Annotated in this window: 18 protein-coding genes; 6 read left to right on the top strand and 12 right to left on the bottom strand. The window is 59.3% G+C overall.

The window, feature by feature from the left end:
- Positions 1-245: 245 nt before the first annotated feature.
- The 3 genes from purM to AC1RR7_RS28255 are packed head-to-tail and all read left to right on the top strand — an operon-like array spanning position 246 to position 2,676.
- Positions 246-1,304, top strand: a complete 1,059-nt coding sequence (gene purM / locus AC1RR7_RS28265) for a phosphoribosylformylglycinamidine cyclo-ligase (RefSeq protein ID WP_027614051.1) — start codon at positions 246-248, stop codon at positions 1,302-1,304.
- Complete coding sequence (gene purN / locus AC1RR7_RS28260; RefSeq protein WP_273537039.1) at positions 1,304-1,954, top strand: phosphoribosylglycinamide formyltransferase; 651 nt, start codon at positions 1,304-1,306, stop codon at positions 1,952-1,954. Before purM ends, purN begins: the two co-directional genes overlap by 1 nt.
- Positions 1,955-1,962: 8 nt before the next feature.
- The gene (locus AC1RR7_RS28255) at positions 1,963-2,676 is read left to right on the top strand and encodes a DUF3108 domain-containing protein (RefSeq protein WP_096822984.1); all 714 of its coding nucleotides are present in this window, start codon (positions 1,963-1,965) and stop codon (positions 2,674-2,676) included.
- A 53-nt stretch (positions 2,677-2,729) separates the two neighbouring features.
- Here AC1RR7_RS28255 and AC1RR7_RS28250 read toward each other — a convergent pair whose 3' ends face one another.
- On the bottom strand, positions 2,730-4,355 hold the full coding sequence (locus AC1RR7_RS28250) for a methyl-accepting chemotaxis protein (RefSeq protein ID WP_096822983.1): 1,626 nt from the start codon (positions 4,353-4,355) through the stop codon (positions 2,730-2,732).
- A 376-nt stretch (positions 4,356-4,731) separates the two neighbouring features.
- Between AC1RR7_RS28250 and AC1RR7_RS28245 the strand changes: the two genes are divergently transcribed.
- Both AC1RR7_RS28245 and AC1RR7_RS28240 read left to right on the top strand, forming a co-directional pair.
- The gene (locus tag AC1RR7_RS28245; protein ID WP_096822982.1) at positions 4,732-5,148 is read left to right on the top strand and encodes an OsmC family protein; all 417 of its coding nucleotides are present in this window, start codon (positions 4,732-4,734) and stop codon (positions 5,146-5,148) included.
- A gap of 61 nt (positions 5,149-5,209) precedes the next feature.
- Positions 5,210-6,100, top strand: a complete 891-nt coding sequence (locus tag AC1RR7_RS28240; protein WP_493158838.1) for a pirin family protein — start codon at positions 5,210-5,212, stop codon at positions 6,098-6,100.
- 42 nt (positions 6,101-6,142) lie between these two features.
- On the opposite strand, the gene AC1RR7_RS28235 is transcribed toward AC1RR7_RS28240, so the two are convergent.
- From AC1RR7_RS28235 to AC1RR7_RS28220, 4 genes are all read right to left on the bottom strand, one after another.
- Complete coding sequence (locus AC1RR7_RS28235; RefSeq protein ID WP_096822980.1) at positions 6,143-6,871, bottom strand: dienelactone hydrolase family protein; 729 nt, start codon at positions 6,869-6,871, stop codon at positions 6,143-6,145.
- A gap of 68 nt (positions 6,872-6,939) precedes the next feature.
- Positions 6,940-8,844: a molecular chaperone HtpG gene (gene htpG / locus AC1RR7_RS28230; protein ID WP_493158837.1), complete on the bottom strand. Its 1,905-nt coding sequence runs from the start codon at positions 8,842-8,844 to the stop codon at positions 6,940-6,942.
- 81 nt (positions 8,845-8,925) lie between these two features.
- A complete protein-coding gene (locus AC1RR7_RS28225) occupies positions 8,926-9,378 on the bottom strand; it encodes a PaaI family thioesterase (protein WP_493158836.1) in 453 nt (150 codons plus the stop codon).
- Entirely contained in the window at positions 9,375-9,851 is a 477-nt protein-coding gene (locus AC1RR7_RS28220; RefSeq protein WP_493158835.1) for a PaaI family thioesterase, read from the bottom strand. Before AC1RR7_RS28220 ends, AC1RR7_RS28225 begins: the two co-directional genes overlap by 4 nt.
- A gap of 158 nt (positions 9,852-10,009) precedes the next feature.
- On the opposite strand from AC1RR7_RS28220, the gene AC1RR7_RS28215 reads away from it, so the two are divergent.
- On the top strand, positions 10,010-10,246 hold the full coding sequence (locus AC1RR7_RS28215; protein WP_085682944.1) for a hypothetical protein: 237 nt from the start codon (positions 10,010-10,012) through the stop codon (positions 10,244-10,246).
- 77 nt (positions 10,247-10,323) lie between these two features.
- On the opposite strand, the gene AC1RR7_RS28210 is transcribed toward AC1RR7_RS28215, so the two are convergent.
- From AC1RR7_RS28210 to odhB, 7 genes are all read right to left on the bottom strand, one after another.
- Positions 10,324-10,725, bottom strand: coding sequence for an MAPEG family protein (locus AC1RR7_RS28210; RefSeq protein WP_096822977.1), 402 nt, complete (start codon positions 10,723-10,725; stop codon positions 10,324-10,326).
- Positions 10,725-11,462, bottom strand: coding sequence for a DUF599 domain-containing protein (locus AC1RR7_RS28205; protein ID WP_096822976.1), 738 nt, complete (start codon positions 11,460-11,462; stop codon positions 10,725-10,727). Before AC1RR7_RS28205 ends, AC1RR7_RS28210 begins: the two co-directional genes overlap by 1 nt.
- A 151-nt stretch (positions 11,463-11,613) precedes the next feature.
- Complete coding sequence (gene brnQ / locus AC1RR7_RS28200) at positions 11,614-12,927, bottom strand: branched-chain amino acid transport system II carrier protein (RefSeq protein ID WP_102620367.1); 1,314 nt, start codon at positions 12,925-12,927, stop codon at positions 11,614-11,616.
- A gap of 329 nt (positions 12,928-13,256) precedes the next feature.
- Entirely contained in the window at positions 13,257-14,138 is an 882-nt protein-coding gene (sucD, locus tag AC1RR7_RS28195) for a succinate--CoA ligase subunit alpha (RefSeq protein ID WP_017127973.1), read from the bottom strand.
- Positions 14,138-15,304, bottom strand: a complete 1,167-nt coding sequence (gene sucC / locus AC1RR7_RS28190; RefSeq protein WP_007919879.1) for an ADP-forming succinate--CoA ligase subunit beta — start codon at positions 15,302-15,304, stop codon at positions 14,138-14,140. The genes sucD and sucC overlap by 1 nt, the downstream gene beginning before the upstream one ends.
- A 199-nt stretch (positions 15,305-15,503) precedes the next feature.
- On the bottom strand, positions 15,504-16,940 hold the full coding sequence (lpdA, locus tag AC1RR7_RS28185; RefSeq protein WP_085732276.1) for a dihydrolipoyl dehydrogenase: 1,437 nt from the start codon (positions 16,938-16,940) through the stop codon (positions 15,504-15,506).
- 97 nt (positions 16,941-17,037) lie between these two features.
- The gene (gene odhB, locus AC1RR7_RS28180) at positions 17,038-18,255 is read right to left on the bottom strand and encodes a 2-oxoglutarate dehydrogenase complex dihydrolipoyllysine-residue succinyltransferase (RefSeq protein ID WP_096822974.1); all 1,218 of its coding nucleotides are present in this window, start codon (positions 18,253-18,255) and stop codon (positions 17,038-17,040) included.
- Between the last annotated feature and the right edge of the window lie 12 nt (positions 18,256-18,267).

Raw genomic sequence — 18,267 nt, 5'->3', positions numbered from 1 at the left:
GTTCCTTATACAGGCACCTGTGATGTCACCCGAAGCATCAATTGCAAAATTTTTCGGCCGATATGCCCCTGCCCGTCGGCGTGAGGATGGCCGCTGCCCCTCAAGCCTGATAAAATCGCGCGCCTTCGCAGACCGGCAACAGCCGGGCACATCGATTTCGCGTGAGGCAATCGCCTCTGTCGTTTTCGGCGTTCCCGCTGGACTCGGTCGTTACCCCTGAATCCCCTCCCCTAAAGGCCTGGATCATGAGCAAGCAACCCTCCCTGAGCTACAAGGACGCCGGTGTAGACATCGACGCCGGTGAAGCATTGGTCGAACGCATCAAGAGCGTCGCCAAGCGCACTGCGCGCCCGGAAGTCATGGGCGGACTGGGCGGTTTCGGCGCCCTCTGCGAAATCCCGGCCGGCTACAAACAGCCAGTACTGGTTTCCGGCACCGACGGCGTCGGCACCAAGCTGCGCCTGGCGCTGAACCTGAACAAGCACGACAGCATCGGCCAGGACCTGGTCGCCATGTGCGTCAACGATCTGGTGGTGTGCGGCGCCGAGCCGCTGTTCTTCCTCGACTACTACGCCACCGGCAAGCTGAACGTTGATGTTGCCGCCACCGTCGTCACCGGTATCGGTGCAGGCTGCGAACTGGCTGGCTGCTCCCTGGTTGGCGGCGAAACCGCTGAAATGCCTGGCATGTACGAAGGCGAAGACTACGATCTGGCCGGCTTCTGCGTCGGCGTCGTGGAAAAAGCGGAAATCATCGACGGCTCGAAAGTCGCCACCGGTGATGCCCTGATCGCCCTGCCATCGTCCGGCCCGCACTCCAACGGCTACTCGCTGATCCGCAAGATCATCGAAGTGTCCGGCGCCGACATCGAAACCGTTCAGCTCGACGGCAAGCCGCTGACCGAACTGCTGATGGCCCCGACCCGCATCTACGTGAAGCCGCTGCTCAAGCTGATCAAGGACACCGGCGCCGTCAAAGCCATGGCCCACATCACCGGTGGCGGCCTGCTGGACAACATCCCGCGCGTTCTGCCGAAAGGCGCTCAAGCGGTGGTCGACGTGGCCAGCTGGACTCGCCCGGCCGTCTTCGACTGGCTGCAAGAGAAAGGCAACGTTGACGAAACCGAGATGCACCGCGTGCTGAACTGCGGCGTGGGCATGGTGATCTGCGTGGCTCAGGAACACGTTGAAGTTGCCCTGAACACCCTGCGTGACGCCGGCGAGCAGCCTTGGGTCATCGGCCAGATCGCTGCTGCCGCCGAAGGCGCTGCCCAGGTTGACCTGCAGAACCTTAAGGCTCATTAATGTCCGCAACCTGTGATGTCGTGGTGCTGCTGTCCGGCACCGGCAGTAACTTGCAGGCTCTGATCGACAGCACGCGGACCGGCGACAGCCCGGTCCGCATCGCTGCGGTGATTTCCAACCGCGCCGACGCCTACGGCCTGCAACGCGCCAGTGACGCGGGTATCGCCACCCGCTCGCTGGATCACAAGGGGTTCGAAGGCCGCGAGGCCTTCGATGCCGCCCTGATCGAACTGATCGACGCCTTCAAGCCCAAACTCGTGGTACTGGCCGGGTTCATGCGCATTCTCAGCGCTGACTTCGTCCGTCATTACCAGGGTCGCCTGCTCAACATCCACCCGTCGCTGCTACCCAAATACAAAGGGTTACACACTCATCAGCGCGCGCTGGAGGCCGGCGACGCCGAACACGGCTGCTCCGTGCACTTCGTCACCGAGGAACTCGATGGCGGACCACTGGTCGTACAGGCAGTAATACCGGTAGAGTTGCACGATTCGCCGCAGAGTCTGGCGCAACGGGTTCACGTTCAGGAACACCTGATCTACCCGATGGCCGTACGCTGGTTTGCCGAAGGACGGCTGACCCTCGGCGAGCAAGGTGCTTTACTGGATGGCCAGTTACTTGGGGCCAGCGGTCACTTGATTCGAAACTAGGAGATTTTATGCGTCGCGCCCTGCTCTTCGCTTGCGCTCTGCTCGCCCTGCCTTTCGCCCAGGCGGCAGACCTTCAACCGTTCTCCGCCAGCTACACCGCCGACTGGAAACAGTTGCCCATGAGCGGCACTGCCGAACGCAGCCTGACCAAGGAAGCCAACGGCGTCTGGAAGCTCACCTTCAAGGCTTCGATGATGATCGCCAGCCTGTCCGAAGAAAGCACCCTGACCCTGGACAAGGACACCCTGCTCCCGCAGTCCTACCACTTCGAACGTGGCGGCCTGGGCAAAGCGAAAAAGGCTGACCTGGACTTCGACTGGACCACCAAGATGGTCACCGGCACCGATCGCGGCGACGCGGTAAAAGTCCCGCTGAACCGTGGCATGGTCGACAAATCCACTTACCAGCTGGCACTGCAGCATGACGTCGCCTCCGGCAAGAAGACCATGAGCTATCAAGTGGTCGACGGCGGTGAAGTCGATACCTATGACTTCCGCGTATTGGGCTCCGAGAAAGTCGAGACCAAGGCCGGCAAGATCGACGCGATCAAGGTCGAGCGCGTGCGCGATCCGACACAAAGCAAACGCACCACCGTGATGTGGTTCGCCAAGGACTGGGATTACCTGCTGGTCCGCCTGCAACAGGTCGAAACCGACGGCAAGGAGTACAACATCATGCTCCTCGACGGCACGGTCAACGGCAAGCCTGTCAAAGGCAGCTGATTCAACGAAAAGCCCTGCGATTGCGGGGCTTTTTTTCGACTGTCATTCAGTGATTAAACCGAGAATTTGGCCACCATATTGTTCAGATCCACCGCCAGCCGTGACAATTCCTGGCTCGCGGCGCTGGTCTGATTGGCCCCGGCCGAGGTCTGCATCGCCAGATCGCGGATATTCATCAGATTGCGATCCACCTCCCGCGCCACGGCAGCCTGCTCTTCCGACGCACTGGCGATCACCAGGTTGCGCTCGTTGATCAAGGTGAACGCCGAAGCGATTTCCTCCAGCGCCACCCCGGCAGCTTTCGCCAGATCGAGGGTCGAGCGCGCGCGGACATTGCTCTGCTGCATCGAACTGACCGCCGAATCGGTGCCCTGCTGGATACCGCCGATCATCTGCTCGATTTCCTGGGTCGATTGCTGGGTGCGATGGGCCAACGCCCGGACTTCGTCGGCCACCACCGCGAAACCACGCCCGGCGTCACCGGCGCGGGCCGCTTCGATCGCCGCGTTCAATGCCAGGAGATTGGTCTGTTCGGCAATCGAGCGGATCACCTCCAGCACTTTGCTGATGCTGTAGACCTTCTGCGCCAGATCCTCCACCTGCGTGGCGTTGGCAGTGACATCGTCCGCCAGCAACTCGATGGACGACACGGTCTGCTGCACTTGCTCACGGCCATGCTGGGCGATGCGATCCGACTCACGCGACGCCTCGGAGGTCGCCACGGCGTTGCTGGCGACCTCCTCCACCGCAGCGGTCATCTGATTCACCGCCGTAGCGGCCTGCTCGATCTCCAGGCTCTGTTGATGCAGCCCTCGCGTGGCATCTTCGGTGACGCAGCTCAGCTCTTCCGAGGCCGAGGCCAATTGACTGGAAGACTCCGAGATCTGCCGGATGGTGTCGCGCAGGCTGTGCTGCATGCTCTTGAGCGCGTGCAGCAGCCGCGCCGGCTCATCCTTGCCGATGATGCTGATGTCACCGGTCAGATCGCCGCCGGCCACTACTTCGGCAACCCCCAGCGATTGCGAGAGCGGCACCACGATACTGCGGGTCAACAGCAGCGCGAGGCCAATGGTGATCAGCGCAGTGATGCCGATCATTACCCCGACCCAGACCCGCGAATTGATGAACACCAGCCGCGCAGCCTCTGTGGCGAGGTTGGCATTGTGCTTGTTCAGCTCCACCAGCTCTTTCAGGGTGACCGCGATGTCATCGGCCAACGGACTCATCTGCGCATTGAGAATGCTCGCCGCCTCTTCCACCCGATTCTGGGCCGACAGCGCCATCACCTGGGCCTGAAGCTCCAGATACTTGTGCTCGGCCACCTTGAAGCGGTCGAACAGCGCCCGCTCCTCGGGCAACACGATCAATACGTCGTAACGCTGCTGGGCTTCGCTCAACACACCGCGCAACTCGTTGAGCTTGGCGACATTCTGATCGAGCGCCTGAGGATCGCGATTGAGCAACAGGCGCATGGTCAGGGCGCGCAGGCGTAGCATGTCCTGACTCATTTCACCCACCGCCATCACGCTCGGCAGCCAGTTGTTGTCGACCTCATCGGACTGAGCGCGCATGTTCGACATTTGCAGCAAGGCGAATGCGCCAAGGCCGAACACCATCAGCGCCAACAGGCCGAAGCCCAGCCCCGCACGGGGGGCAATATTGAGACTACGGATACTCATTGCTCTGGTTCCTTCCAAAAGCGCTGCATCAACCCTGCAGCTGGCTGCTTTAGAAGGTATCGGCCCGGCGAAAATTTGCGTAAGACCAAAACGTGATATCAAAAGGCCTTAATACTTCGAACCCTTGGCATTAACGATTCAGCGTCGATTGGCCGGACTTGAACGCCGTTCGCTGCAAGATCAATGGGAAGTTATTGGAAAACCTTGAAACAACCCCACAGGTGAAACACCGACACAAGTAATCTTCGACTCAACGGCATAACCTGTCGCCCTGCCGCGCACCCGCAAGAAAGTGGAACGCGCCCCTGCGGGAATGCTCTATACCTGCAAGGTCTTATTTGATCGAATGACTTTTCCTACTGCTTGCGAGGTTCACATGACCGTCACCGTCAATACCATCTCCGCCGAAGGTTTCCGTCACACCGTACAGATCGATGAGCACGAACTGTTTGCCGATGTCCCGACGACTGCCGGCGGCGAAGGCTCGGCGCCGGAGCCACACGATTACTTCGACGCCGCCCTCGGCGCCTGCAAGGCCCTGACGCTGAAGCTGTACGCGAAGAAAAAAGACATCCCGCTCACCGGCGTCGGTGTCGAGGTCAAACGCGACAACAGCCAGGAGCAGAAAGGCAAATACGCCCTGCACGTCACCCTGACACTTAAAGGCGTGCTCACCGACGCACAACGCGAAGAGCTGTTGCGAGTGGCGGATCGCTGCCCGATTCATAAACTGATGACCACCAGCGAAGTCACCATCGAAACCCACGCCCCACAAGGCTTCGACAGCCAGTAATCACCACCACGACACCGGCGGGTTATGCTCCACGCATCACCCGCTCAGCCTGGAATGGACCATGGACACCCAACCCCTGATCATCCGCCCGCGCGCCGAAGACGTCGAAGGCCAGCCGATTCTGCGCCCGCTGCCGTCAGCCAAATGCCGCAGCGTCGGGCCCTTCGTATTTTTCGACCACATGCTTGAAACGGTTTATCCCGCAGGCAAAGGGATGAACATCCGACAGCATCCGCACATCGGTCTGTCGACCCTGACTTATCTGTTTGAGGGGCAGATCCAGCACAAGGACAGCCTCGGCTCCGATCAAGTCGTCAGCGCTGGCGATGTCAGCTGGATGACGGCGGGCAGCGCGATCGCCCATGTCGAGCGCACGCCCGAACCGCTGTGGGAACAAAGCTTCAGGATGCACGGGCTGCAAATCTGGCTCGCCTCGCCCAAGGATCACGAACAGGGTCCCGGGCATTACAGCCATCACCCGGCGTCGACATTGCCGGTCAGCGATAACCTCGGCGTGCAGATCCGCATGATTGCCGGGTCAGGCTTTTGTCTGGAATCGCCGGTGCCGGTACTTTCTCCGACGCTGTATGCCGAATTGAAGATGCAAACCGCGACCACCCTGCTGATTCCGACCGAACATGAAGAGCGGGCGCTGTATGTGTTGAGCGGTGATGTGCAATTGAATGGCGAAGCGGTCGAACCCCATGCGCTGGTGGTGTTGCCGGCCGGGGAAGAGATGAGCCTGTTCGCCGAGAGCGACAGTCATGCCGTACTGTTCGGCGGCGCGCCACTGGACGGGCCACGGCGGATCAACTGGAATTTTGTCGCGAGCGATTCGACGGTGATCGATGAGGCCCGGCGCAAATGGGCGGCCGGGGATTGGCCGACGGTACCGGGGGAAGTCGAGCGGATTGAGTTGCCGAAATCGCGCAGCGAGCCGACACCGCTGTAAACGAACACTCCCACGCTAGGCGTGGGAGTGCTTTCAACCGAATCAGCCTTTGAACACTTCTTCCAGCAAGTCATGCATCGACTTGAACGCCCGCGCAGCGGTTTTCGCGTCGTACATCATCATGCCCGGCACATTGGCGTGCGGATCGGTGAACGAGTGCACCGCACCGCCGTAGCTCAGCAATTGCCAGTCCACGCCAGCCGCATTCATCTCGTCTTCAAATGCCGGCAGTTGCTCTTTCGGCACCAGCGGATCGGAAGCGCCGTGCAGCACCAGCACCGAGCCCTTGATGTTTTTCGCATCCGCCGGGTTCGGCGAATCCAGCGTGCCGTGGAACGATACCGCAGCCTTGAGCGCCGCACCGGTGCGGGCCAGGTCCAGCGCACAGCAACCGCCGAAGCAGAAACCGAACACCGCCAGTTTCGAGGTATCAACCGCCGCTTCGCCCTGCTTCTGCAATTGTTCGAACGCAGCCTGCATACGCTTGCGCAGCAGTGCACGGTCATTTTTCAGCGGCATCATCGCCGCGCCAGCCTGGTCGCCGTTCTGCGGACGCACCGCTTGCCCGTACACGTCGGCGATCAGCACCACGTAGCCCTTGGCCGCCACCGATTTGGCGATCTCTTCAGCGCCAGCGCTGACACCCATCCAGTTCGGCGCCATCAACAGCCCCGGACGCGCACCTTTGTGCTCGGCGTCGAACGCCAGACGACCTTCATAAGGCTGGCCGTCAATCTGATAGACCACGGAACGTACAGTGACTTGGCTCATTTCTGACTCCTGATTGGTTGAACACCAGAATGAAAAAACCCGCCGAAGCGGGTTTTTCTACAGTTTGATCAAGCGGACAGCTCAACCAGCAGCTTGTTCAGACGGCTCACGTAAGCGGCCGGGTCTTTCAAGCTGTCGCCAGCCGCCAGGGCGGCCTGGTCGAAGAGGATGTGCGACAGGTCGCCAAAACGCTCTTCGCTGGTCTCGTTGTCGAGTTTCGCGATCAGCGGGTGGCTCGGGTTGAATTCGAAGATCGGCTTCGAATCCGGCACTTTCTGCCCGCTGGCCTCGAGGATCTGACGCATTTGCAGACCCAGATCCTGCTCACCGATAGCCAGAATGGCCGGCGAATCGGTCAGGCGATGGGAAACGCGGACTTCGGCAACGGACTCGCCCAGCGCGGTTTTCAGACGCTCAACCAGACCTTCCTTCGACTTGGCGACTTCTTCTGCGGCCTTCTTGTCCTCTTCCGAGTCCAGGTTGCCCAGGTCCAGATCACCACGGGCGACGTCGACAAAGCTCTTGCCGTCGAACTCGCTCAGGTAGCTCATCAGCCACTCGTCGATGCGGTCGGTCAGCAGCAGCACTTCGATGCCTTTCTTGCGGAAGACTTCCAGGTGCGGGCTGTTCTTGACCTGCGCGTAGGTTTCGCCGGTGAGGTAGTAGATCTTGTCCTGACCTTCCTTGGCACGAGCCAGGTAGTCGGCCAGACCGACGATCTGCTCGCCGTCGGTGCCGCTGGTCGATGCGAAACGCAGCAGACCGGCAATTTTTTCCTTGTTGGCGAAATCTTCTGCCGGGCCTTCTTTCATGACCTGACCGAAGTTTTTCCAGAAGCCTTTGTATTGCTCAGGCTCGTTCTTCGCCAGTTTTTCCAGCATGTCCAGCACGCGCTTGGTCAGCGCCGACTTCATCGAGTCAATGATCGGGTCTTTCTGCAGGATTTCCCGCGACACGTTCAGCGACAGGTCGTTGGAGTCAACCACGCCCTTGATGAAGCGCAGGTACAGCGGCAGGAACGACTCGGCCTGATCCATCACGAACACGCGCTGTACGTACAGCTTCAGGCCTTTCGGCGCTTCACGCTGGTACAGATCGAACGGTGCGCGGGCCGGCACGTACAGCAGCGAGCTGTACTCGAGCTTGCCTTCGACCTTGTTGTGACTCCACGACAGCGGGTTTTCGAAGTCGTGGGCGATGTGCTTGTAGAACTCCTGGTATTCCTCATCCTTCACTTCGGTGCGAGGACGGGTCCACAGGGCGCTGGCGCGGTTGACGGTTTCCCATTCAACTTCAGGCTTCTCTTCGCCTTCGGCAGCAGCCACTTCTTTCGGCAGCTCGATCGGCAGCGCGATGTGGTCGGAGTACTTCTTGATGATGTTGCGCAGACGCCAGCCATCGGCGAACTCGTCTTCACCGGATTTCAGGTGCAGGACGATGCGGGTGCCGCGTTCTGGTTTGTCGATGGTGGCGACTTCGAATTCGCCCTCGCCTTTCGACGACCAGTGCACGCCTTCGCTGGCGGCGGTGCCGGCGCGGCGGCTGTACACGTCAACTTTGTCGGCAACGATGAAAGCCGAGTAGAAGCCCACACCGAACTGGCCGATCAGGTGCGAATCCTTTTTCTGATCGCCCGAGAGATTCTTCATGAAATCGGCGGTGCCGGATTTGGCGATGGTCCCCAGGTGGGTGATCACATCGTCACGGTTCATGCCGATACCGTTGTCTTCGAGGGTGACGGTCTTGGCGTCCTTGTCGAAGCTCACACGGATTTTCAGTTCAGCGCCACCTTCGAGCAACTCAGGCTTGGCCAGGGCTTCGAAGCGCAACTTGTCGACGGCGTCGGAGGCGTTCGAGATCAATTCGCGAAGGAAGATTTCCTTGTTGGAATACAGCGAATGGATCATGAGGTGCAGCAGTTGCTTCACCTCGGTCTGGAAGCCCAGGGTTTCCTTTTGAGTTTCCACACTCATGGTCATCAAACTCCAATCAGATGGCATTGGCCGCGACCCAAATGGTCTGCGGCGGGTTGTTCACTGAGTTGGGGGCGGTGTTCAGGATTTCAAGGGCTCGTCGATTTTGAAGTGGGCGCGGGCAGTCGCAATCGGCTCGCTCTCGGTGCTTTGCCAGGCCGTGACCGCGACGTTGGCCACCCGCCGGCCCTGACGACAGACCTGGCACCTGGCCCAGGTATCGCGAAACTGCCCGGCCCGCAGGTAATCGAGGGAAAAGTCGATGATCTTCGGCACGTCGGGCGCACCGGTAAAAATCAACAGATGCAGGGCGGCGGACAACTCCATGAATCCGGCAATCACCCCACCGTGGATCGCCGGCAATAAAGGGTTACCAATGTTGTCCTTGTTGGCCGGCAACTTGAACAGCAGGTCATCACCGACTCGCGAACACTCGACACCGATCAGCCCGGCATAGGGAATCAGCTTCAGCAGTGGCGCGTAGTCAGCCTTCGCGCGAGCCTCCTGCAGTTGCTGCTTGAAATCATCGCTCATTGGCTGTCTCCCTTGATCGCGCCACCAAAGCCTTTTGTGCCTTTGAGGCCCTTGCCCATGCGCATGAACGTGCCGACGACGTGGGCGATGGGATGTTCGGGATCATCCTGATAGGCGAAGCCCCGGGCGAAGATCACGTCGGTGGTCACTCGGTAGCACTGGGCGAAGCCATAGACATCTTTATGCGGTTCGGCGGCATGCATGTAGTCGATACGCAAATCCAGAGTCGGGCAGACTTCGAATTCCGGCAGCACGCACAGGGTGGCCATGCCACACGCGGTGTCCATCAGCGACGTGATCGCCCCGCCGTGGACCACGCCGGTCAGCGGATTGCCAACGATCTGCGGGCTGTACGGCAAGACCACGGTCAGGCCTTCGCTGTTGGCGCTGTGCACTTTCAAGCCCAGCACCTGGCAGTGGCGCAAGGCCGAGAGAAAGCGGGTCGCGCGCTCAAAAACAGGGTTTTCGGCCATTTGATAATTACTCTTGTTAGTCACTGTTCCCGGTAGTGGAAAGAACAGCAAAAGTTCCATTGCAAAACAAACTTATATATCTGTGAGAAATGAGGAACTTAACCCTCGGGGCTGCGTTCTTAAGGCCAGTAGTTATTTTCCATAAGGAGAAACACCCCATGCGTAAGACTTTAGCTATTGCCTTGATGTTGACCGCTTCCCTCGGTCTCGCAGCCTGCGATAAAAAATCCGAGGACAAAGCTCAAGATGCCAACCAACATGCTGAACAAGCTCAGCAGAAAATGAATGAAGCTCAGGATAAAGTGAACGACGCGGCGAAAGAAAACGCCGAAGCCGCCAAAGATCAGGCCGAATCGAACGCAGCCGCTGCAGACGAAGCGGCCAAGAAGCAATAAGCCGCTTCTCGATGGCAAAAAAGAAAACCCGCCAAGTGCGGGTTTTCTTTTGCCTGTCATTTTTTGCTAATACCGAATTAGAGCAAGACAGTTCTAAAAGTCGGACTAATCATCAGCAACAATGAGCACACTAAGCCGATCAGCCAGACCAGGCTGCGCAGCTTCGGGATATCGGCCAGGTAAAACCACAAGTAGAGAATCCGTGCGATCACGAAGATGATCGCTAACGTATCGATCAGCCATCCCGCCGTCTGCGTGGTATGCGCCATCAACACACCCACAGCAAACAAGATAAATGCTTCGATGCTGTTCTGATGCGCTGCCAGTGCGCGAGCCCCGTAACCGGTGAGTTGCGCCTGCTGCTGACGCGGCAAGTGGTTGTTGTAACCGCCCTGCTCTTTCATGGCCTTGCCCACCGGCATGCGTGCCACGTAGATCAACAACGCACTGATAAACACACACCAGAACGGAATACTCATCAAGCAGCCTCTTTGATCGTGTCGGGCAATGGCGCCTCTGTAGGGGTATAGACCATTACATCGAGCACGTCGGAATGAAACTCGCGGCGATACAACACCAGCACTACGCCCGCGCTCATCAGCATGAACAGCCACGGGCTGACGAACCACGCCAGCATGCTGATGCCGAAGTAATAGGAGCGCAGACCGAAGTTGAACTGGTTGGCCGCCATCGAAATCACCCGCGCCGCCCGCGAAGCGAACGCCTTGCGCTCCTGCTCGGACACGTGCCGCTCGCCGATCATCGGCGCCGAGCCGATCAGGATGGCCGCGAAGTTGTACTGGCGCATGCACCAGCTGAACGTGAAGAAGGCGTAGACGAACACCAGCGCCAGGCACAGCAACTTGATCTCCGACATGCCCTGAGAAGCCTGCTGCACCATCGGAATATCCGCCAGCAACGACACCGCACGTTCCGAGGCGCCGAGCACGGTGAGAATGCCCGCCAGGATGATCAGGGTGCTGGAAGCGAAGAACGAGGCGTTGCGCTCAAGGTTGCCGATCACGCTGGTGTCGGCGATGCGGTTGTCACGCAGCAGCATGCGGCGCATCCAGTCTTCGCGGTACAGGTGCAACACGCTGGCCAGGCACGCAGTGTCGCGGCCCTTCCAGGTGGCATAACGGGTGTAACCGCCCCAGCAGATGACGAACCAGAGCGCGGCAAGCAAGTGGATCTGATTGGCTTGGATGAATGACATGCAATTCCCTGTGATGAAGATTTCGGCAACCCTTCGACGTTAGCTCAGGGAAAAAGACACTGCCTCTCGCCCATAAAAAATGCCCCGTATCGATTGATACGGGGCATTTCTGTTTAATCGCTCGGAAGCCGCTTGTGGCGGCCGGGCAATCTTAAGCCAGGGCTTCGGCGCGCTTGCCCAGCAGGCGGTCGCAAACCACGGCAACTACCAGGGTCATCACGCACGGCACCAGCCACGCCAGACCCTGCTCGCTCAGCGGCAGGTGGGCCAGTTGCGACGGCAACCAGTCAGCCAGACCGGCGCCTTTCAAGGCGTCGATGGTACCGAACACGAACGACACCAGCATCACCGGGCCCATGATGCGGCTCTGCTCATGCCAGAAAGCGGCGCAGAAGCTCAGGGCCACCAGCACGATGCACGGCGGGTAGATCGCGGTCAGCACCGGGATCGAGAACGCGATCAGCTTGGTCAGGCCCAGGTTGGACACCAGCAGCGAGAATGCAGCCAGGATGATCACCAGTGTCTTGTAGGACAGTGGCAACACGCGGCTGAAGTACTCGGCACAGGCGCAGGTCAGACCGACCGCCGTCACCAGGCAGGCCAGCGAGATCAGCACCGCAAGGAAACCGCTACCCAGCGAACCGAAGGTGTGTTGCACGTAAGCGTGCAGCACCGCCGCGCCATTGGTAGCGCCAGCGGCCACTTCATGGCTGCCGGAACCCAGACGGAACAGGCTGACATACACCAGCGCCAGACCAACGCCGGCAATCAACCCGGCGATGATTGCGTAACGGGTGATCAGCGCAGGCGACTCGACGCCACGGGAGCGGATCGCGTTGACGATGACGATGCCGAACACTAGAGCGCCGAGGGTATCCATGGTCAGGTAACCATTGATGAAGCCCTGGGAGAACGGTGCCGCGACGTATTCCGGAGTGGCCACGCCGATATCACCCGCCGGCAGCGCAAACGCAGCGATGCCGAGTACCGCCAGGGCGATGATCTTCAGTGGCGCGAGGAAGCGCCCTACGGTGTCCAGCAAACGGCCCGGGTAGAGCGAGATGAAGAACACCAGCAGGAAGTACACCGAGCTGTAGAGGAACAGCGCCAGCGGGCTTTCGCCAGTCAACGGCGCCAGGCCTACTTCGAACGACACGGTTGCGGTACGCGGTGTTGCGAACAACGGGCCGACCGCGAGGTAGCACGCTGCTGCCAGCACGCCACCGGCAATCTTGCCGATCGGACTGCTCAGGGAATCCATCGCTCCGCCGACCTTGGCCAGCGCCACGACGGTGATCACCGGCAGACCGACCGCCGTGATCAGGAAGCCCAGCGCCGCCATCCAGACGTTGGGTCCGGACTGCAAACCGACGATAGGCGGGAAGATGATGTTACCGGCCCCGACGAACAGGGCGAATGTCATAAAGCCAAGTGCCAGGATGTCCTGACCTTTCAAAACTTTCATTAAGGAAATACCACACTACTGAATCGGAATTTAGAGGGGGATTTCCCTGTGGGGTTAGGGAAATGCTGTCAATCCGTATGGGACTGACCCGTTTAGCGCGTTGCATGCCTTGTGGGCGGCAGACGCAAAAATGGCTGCTAGCCTAACGAATTTGTCTGACAAACGCACTGTTTGAGGGCGAACTATCCGATACGCGACGTGTCTGTGTCGCGTTTTTGCATGTTATTGGGCGAGAGCCTATAAATCGCTATCGTCAAACAAACATCAGAAACGACAAAGGCCACCCGAAGGTGGCCTTTGTTTGGTAAAGCGTCAGCTAAGCGCGAGGCTTACTTGACAGCCCAACCAGTCAGCTCGGCCAGGGCCTTGCCGATGTCCGCCAGCGAACGCACGGTTTTCACGCCTGCGTCTTGCAGAGCAGCGAATTTCTCGTCTGCAGTGCCTTTGCCGCCGGAGATGATTGCGCCAGCATGGCCCATGCGCTTGCCCGGAGGAGCAGTCACACCAGCGATGTAGGAAACAACCGGCTTGGTCACGTGAGCCTTGATGTAGGCAGCCGCTTCTTCTTCAGCCGAACCGCCGATCTCGCCGATCATCACGATCGCCTCGGTCTTCGGGTCTTCCTGGAACAGCTTCAGGATGTCGATGAAGTTCGAACCCGGGATCGGGTCACCACCGATGCCGACGCAAGTCGACTGACCGAAACCGGCGTCAGTAGTCTGCTTAACAGCTTCGTAGGTCAGGGTGCCGGAACGGGAAACGATACCGACCTTGCCTGGCAAGTGAATGTGACCTGGCATGATGCCGATCTTGCATTCGCCTGGGGTGATCACGCCTGGGCAGTTAGGGCCGATCAGGATGACACCCAGCTCGTCGCACTTAACTTTAGCGTCCAGCATGTCCAGGGTAGGAATGCCTTCGGTGATGCAGACGATCAGCTTGATGCCGCCGAAAGCTGCTTCCAGGATCGAGTCCTTGCAGAAAGGAGCCGGAACGTAGATCACGCTGGCGGTGGCGCCAGTGGCAGCTACGGCGTCTTTCACGGTGTTGAACACTGGCAGGCCCAGGTGCTCGGTGCCGCCTTTGCCTGGAGTTACGCCGCCAACCATCTTGGTGCCGTATTCGATGGCTTGCTGGGTGTGGAAGCTACCTTGCGAACCGGTAATACCCTGGCAGATAACTTTGGTGTCTTTATTGATCAGGACGCTCATTACTTGCCCTCCGCAGCTTTAACGACTTGTTGAGCAGCGTCGGTCAGGCTGGTAGCAGCGATGATGTTCAAACCGCTTTCTGCCAGTACTTTAGCGCCCAGTTCAGCGTTGTTGCCTTCAAGACGAACAACAACCGGGATTTTCACGCCGACTTCTTTCACTGCACCGATGATGCCTTCGGCAATCATGTCGCAACGAACGATGCCGCCGAAGATGTTAACCAGTACTGCAGCGACGTTGGTGTCGGACAGAATGATTTTGAATGCTTCGGTAACGCGTTCTTTGGTAGCACCACCACCTACGTCGAGGAAGTTGGCTGGCTTGCCGCCGTGCAGGTTGACGATGTCCATGGTACCCATGGCCAGGCCGGCACCGTTCACCATGCAGCCGATGTTGCCTTCCAGCGCTACGTAGTTCAGTTCGAACTTGGCAGCGTGCGCTTCGCGCGGATCGTCCTGCGACGGATCGTGGAAAGTCTTCAGCTTAGGCTGACGGTACATTGCGTTGGCGTCGATGTTGATCTTGGCGTCCAGGCAGTGCAGATCGCCGTCAGCCTTGATCACCAGCGGGTTCACTTCCAGCAGAGCCAGGTCGTGATCCTTGAACAGCTTGGCCAGACCTACGAAGATCTTGGCGAACTGAGCAACCTGCTTGCCTTCCAGACCCAGCTGGAATGCCAGCTCGCGACCCTGGAATGGCTGAGCGCCAACCAGCGGATCGATAGTGGCTTTCAGAATTTTTTCTGGAGTGTCGTGAGCGATTTTCTCGATGTCCACGCCACCTTCGGTGGAGGCCATGAACACGATGCGACGGCTCGAACGGTCAACGACAGCGCCCAGGTACAGCTCTTTAGCGATATCAGTGCACGATTCAACCAGGATCTTGGTGACTGGCTGGCCATTGGCGTCAGTCTGGTAAGTCACCAGACGCTTGCCCAGCCACTGCTGTGCGAAGGCTTTGGCGTCTTCTTTGCTGCGAACCAGCTTTACGCCGCCCGCTTTACCGCGACCACCGGCGTGGACCTGGGCTTTGACAACCCACTCGCTGCCGCCGATTTTGTCGCAAGCTTCTGCTGCTGCTTCCGGGGTGTCTACTGCATAACCAGTGGAAACTGGCAGGCCGTATTCAGCGAACAGCTGCTTACCCTGATACTCGTGAAGATTCATGCTTTTTACCGTCTTCGTTAGGTACTGCGCATTCGGCGCTGCGCTCTTGATGAGTGCCGCGCCACCTGTGACTGCTGCTTGCGTAGCCTTTCCGGATACCCGGTGCAGCTACGCAAGGCTGCGTCCAGCGGACATTCCGCGGTGAGTCTTGCACGCAAGGCTCACGACGGGCCGTACCGCCGTGGTTTCTTATTGTGTCTTAACGCTTCTTGCGGTTGGCAATGTGGATGGCGCCGCCATTCACTGCCAGAGCTGCTTCGTGCAAGGCTTCAGACAGGGTCGGATGGGAGAAAACCATCATGCCCAGGTCTTCAGCGCTGGTGCCGAATTCCATACCGATCGCGCCCTGCTGAACCAGTTCTGCAGCGCTCGGGCCAATCACGTGCACGCCCAATACGCGGTCAGTCTTGGCATCGGCGATGACCTTGACGAAACCACCGGTATCGTTGGCGGCCATGGCACGGCCGGATGCTGCGAACGGGAAGGTGCCGACGTTAACTTCAACGCCTTCAGCTTTCAAGGCCTGCTCGGTTTTACCCACCCATGCGATTTCCGGGTGAGTATAAATAACCGAAGGGATCAGGTCATAGTTCATCTGAGCCTTGTGGCCCTTGATGCGCTCGACAACCATGATGCCCTCTTCCGAGGCTTTGTGAGCCAGCATCATGCCGCGAACCACGTCACCGATGGCGAATACGCCCGGTACGGTGGTGGCGCAGTGATCGTCAACGTGCACGAAACCGCGCTCGTCCAGGGTCACGCCGCTGTCGGCAGCCAGCAGATCAGTGGTCACCGGACGGCGACCAACGGCTACGATCAGCTTGTCGAAAGTGATGGTCTGTTCGCCGTTGGCATCGGTGTAGTTCACAACGACTTCGTCGCCGTTCACTTTCGAGCCGGTCACGCGAGCGCCCAGTTTGATGTCCAGACCTTGTTTGGTCAGGGTTTTCAGCGCTTCCTTGGAAACAGCGGTGTCCGCTGCCATCAGGAAGGTGTCCAGGGCTTCCAGGACAGTCACTTCTGCACCCAGACGCGACCAGACCGAACCCAGTTCCAGACCGATCACGCCAGCGCCGATCACGCCCAGACGCTTGGGTACGGATTGGAATTCCAGAGCGCCAGTCGAATCAACGATGACTTTCTGATCGACCGGAGCCGGTGGAATGTCGATCGGACGCGAACCTGGAGCCAGGATGACGTTTTCGGCTTCGATGACTTCAACCGAGCCGTCTGGCTTGGTGACTTCGACTTTCTTGCCGGCCAGCAGTTTGCCGTGGCCCTGGATCGAAGTAACGCCGTTGGCCTTGAACAGGGTGGCAACACCGCCGGTCAGGTTCTTGACGATGCCAGCCTTGCGACCAACCATCGCAGCGACGTCCATTTTGACTTCGCCGGTCGAGATACCGTGGACGTTGAAGCTTTCTTTCGCTTCCTTGTATTTCCAGGAGCTGTCCAGCAGCGCCTTGGAAGGAATGCAGCCTACGTTCAGGCAGGTGCCGCCCAGGGCTTGCTTGCCTTCAGCATCGGTGTACTTCTCGATGCAGGCAGTGCTCAGACCGAGTTGCGCGGCCTTGATGGCAGCCACGTAGCCGCCAGGGCCCGCACCGATCACTACTACGTCAAATTTCTGCGACATTCAAAAAATCCTCTTTAGCGAAAAGCTTCAAGCCGCGCGCTGCAAGCCAGGCTGCGTTCTCTTGCAGCTTGAAGCTTGCAGCGCGTGACTGCTTCTATCAGATATCCAGCAACAGACGAGCCGGATCTTCCAGCAGGTTCTTGATGGTCACCAGGAAAGTCACAGCTTCTTTGCCATCGATCAGACGGTGATCGTAGGACAGTGCCAGGTACATCATCGGACGAATAACGACCTGACCGTTGATGGCCATCGGACGCTGGATGATGTTGTGCATGCCCAGAATCGCTGCCTGCGGCGGGTTGACGATCGGAGTCGACATCATCGAACCGAAGGTACCACCGTTGGTGATGGTGAAGGTACCGCCGGTCATCTCGTCCATCGACAGTTTGCCGTCACGGGCTTTCTTGCCGAAAGTGGCGATGCCGCCTTCGATTTCAGCCAGGCTCATCAGTTCGGCGTTACGCAGAACCGGAACCACCAGACCGCGGTCGCTGGAAACAGCAACACCAACGTCGGCGTAGCCGTGGTAAACGATGTCGCCGCCGTCGATCGAAGCGTTGACAGCCGGGAAGCGTTTCAGCGCTTCGGTGGCAGCCTTCACGAAGAACGACATGAAGCCCAGGCGTACGCCGTTGTGGGACTTCTCGAACAGATCCTTGTACTTCGAACGCAGCGCCATGACTTCGGTCATGTCGACTTCGTTGAAAGTGGTCAGCATCGCCATGTTCGACTGAGCTTCTACCAGACGCTTGGCCACGGTAGCGCGAACGCGGGTCATCGGAACGCGCTTCTCGACGCGGTCGCCAGCAGCGAACACAGGAGCGGCAGCGGCCGGAGCAGCAGCCTTAGGCGCAGCAGCCGGAGCGGCTTTCTTGGCTTCAACAGCGGCAACCACGTCTTCCTTGGTCACACGGCCGTCTTTGCCAGTGCCTTTTACGGAAGCCAGGTTGATGCCGTTCTCTTCGGCCAGCTTGCGAGCGGCAGGAGCAGCGATAGCGTCTTCGTCAGCGCCGGCAGCTGGAGCAGCGGCAGCAGCGGCCGGTGCAGCAGCGGCAGCCGGAGCGGCAGCAGCAGCGCCGCCTTCAACGATGGAGCCCAGGACTTCGTCGGACAGGACGGTGTCGCCCTCGCCCTTGACGATTGCGCCCAGCACGCCGTCGGCGGTAGCCAGCACTTCCAGGACAACCTTGTCGGTTTCGATGTCGACGATCAGTTCGTCACGCTTGACGGCGTCGCCCGGTTGCTTGTGCCAGGTGGCAACGGTGCCATCGGCAACCGATTCCGGGAAAGTGGGGGCTTTGATCTCGATAGCCATTGTCTGTGGTTC

The sequence above is a fragment of the Pseudomonas sp. GW821-FHT11G12 genome (assembly GCF_058808055.1).
The sequence above is the reverse complement of the archived record's forward strand: the minus strand, read 5'-3'. Positions and strand labels throughout refer to the sequence as shown.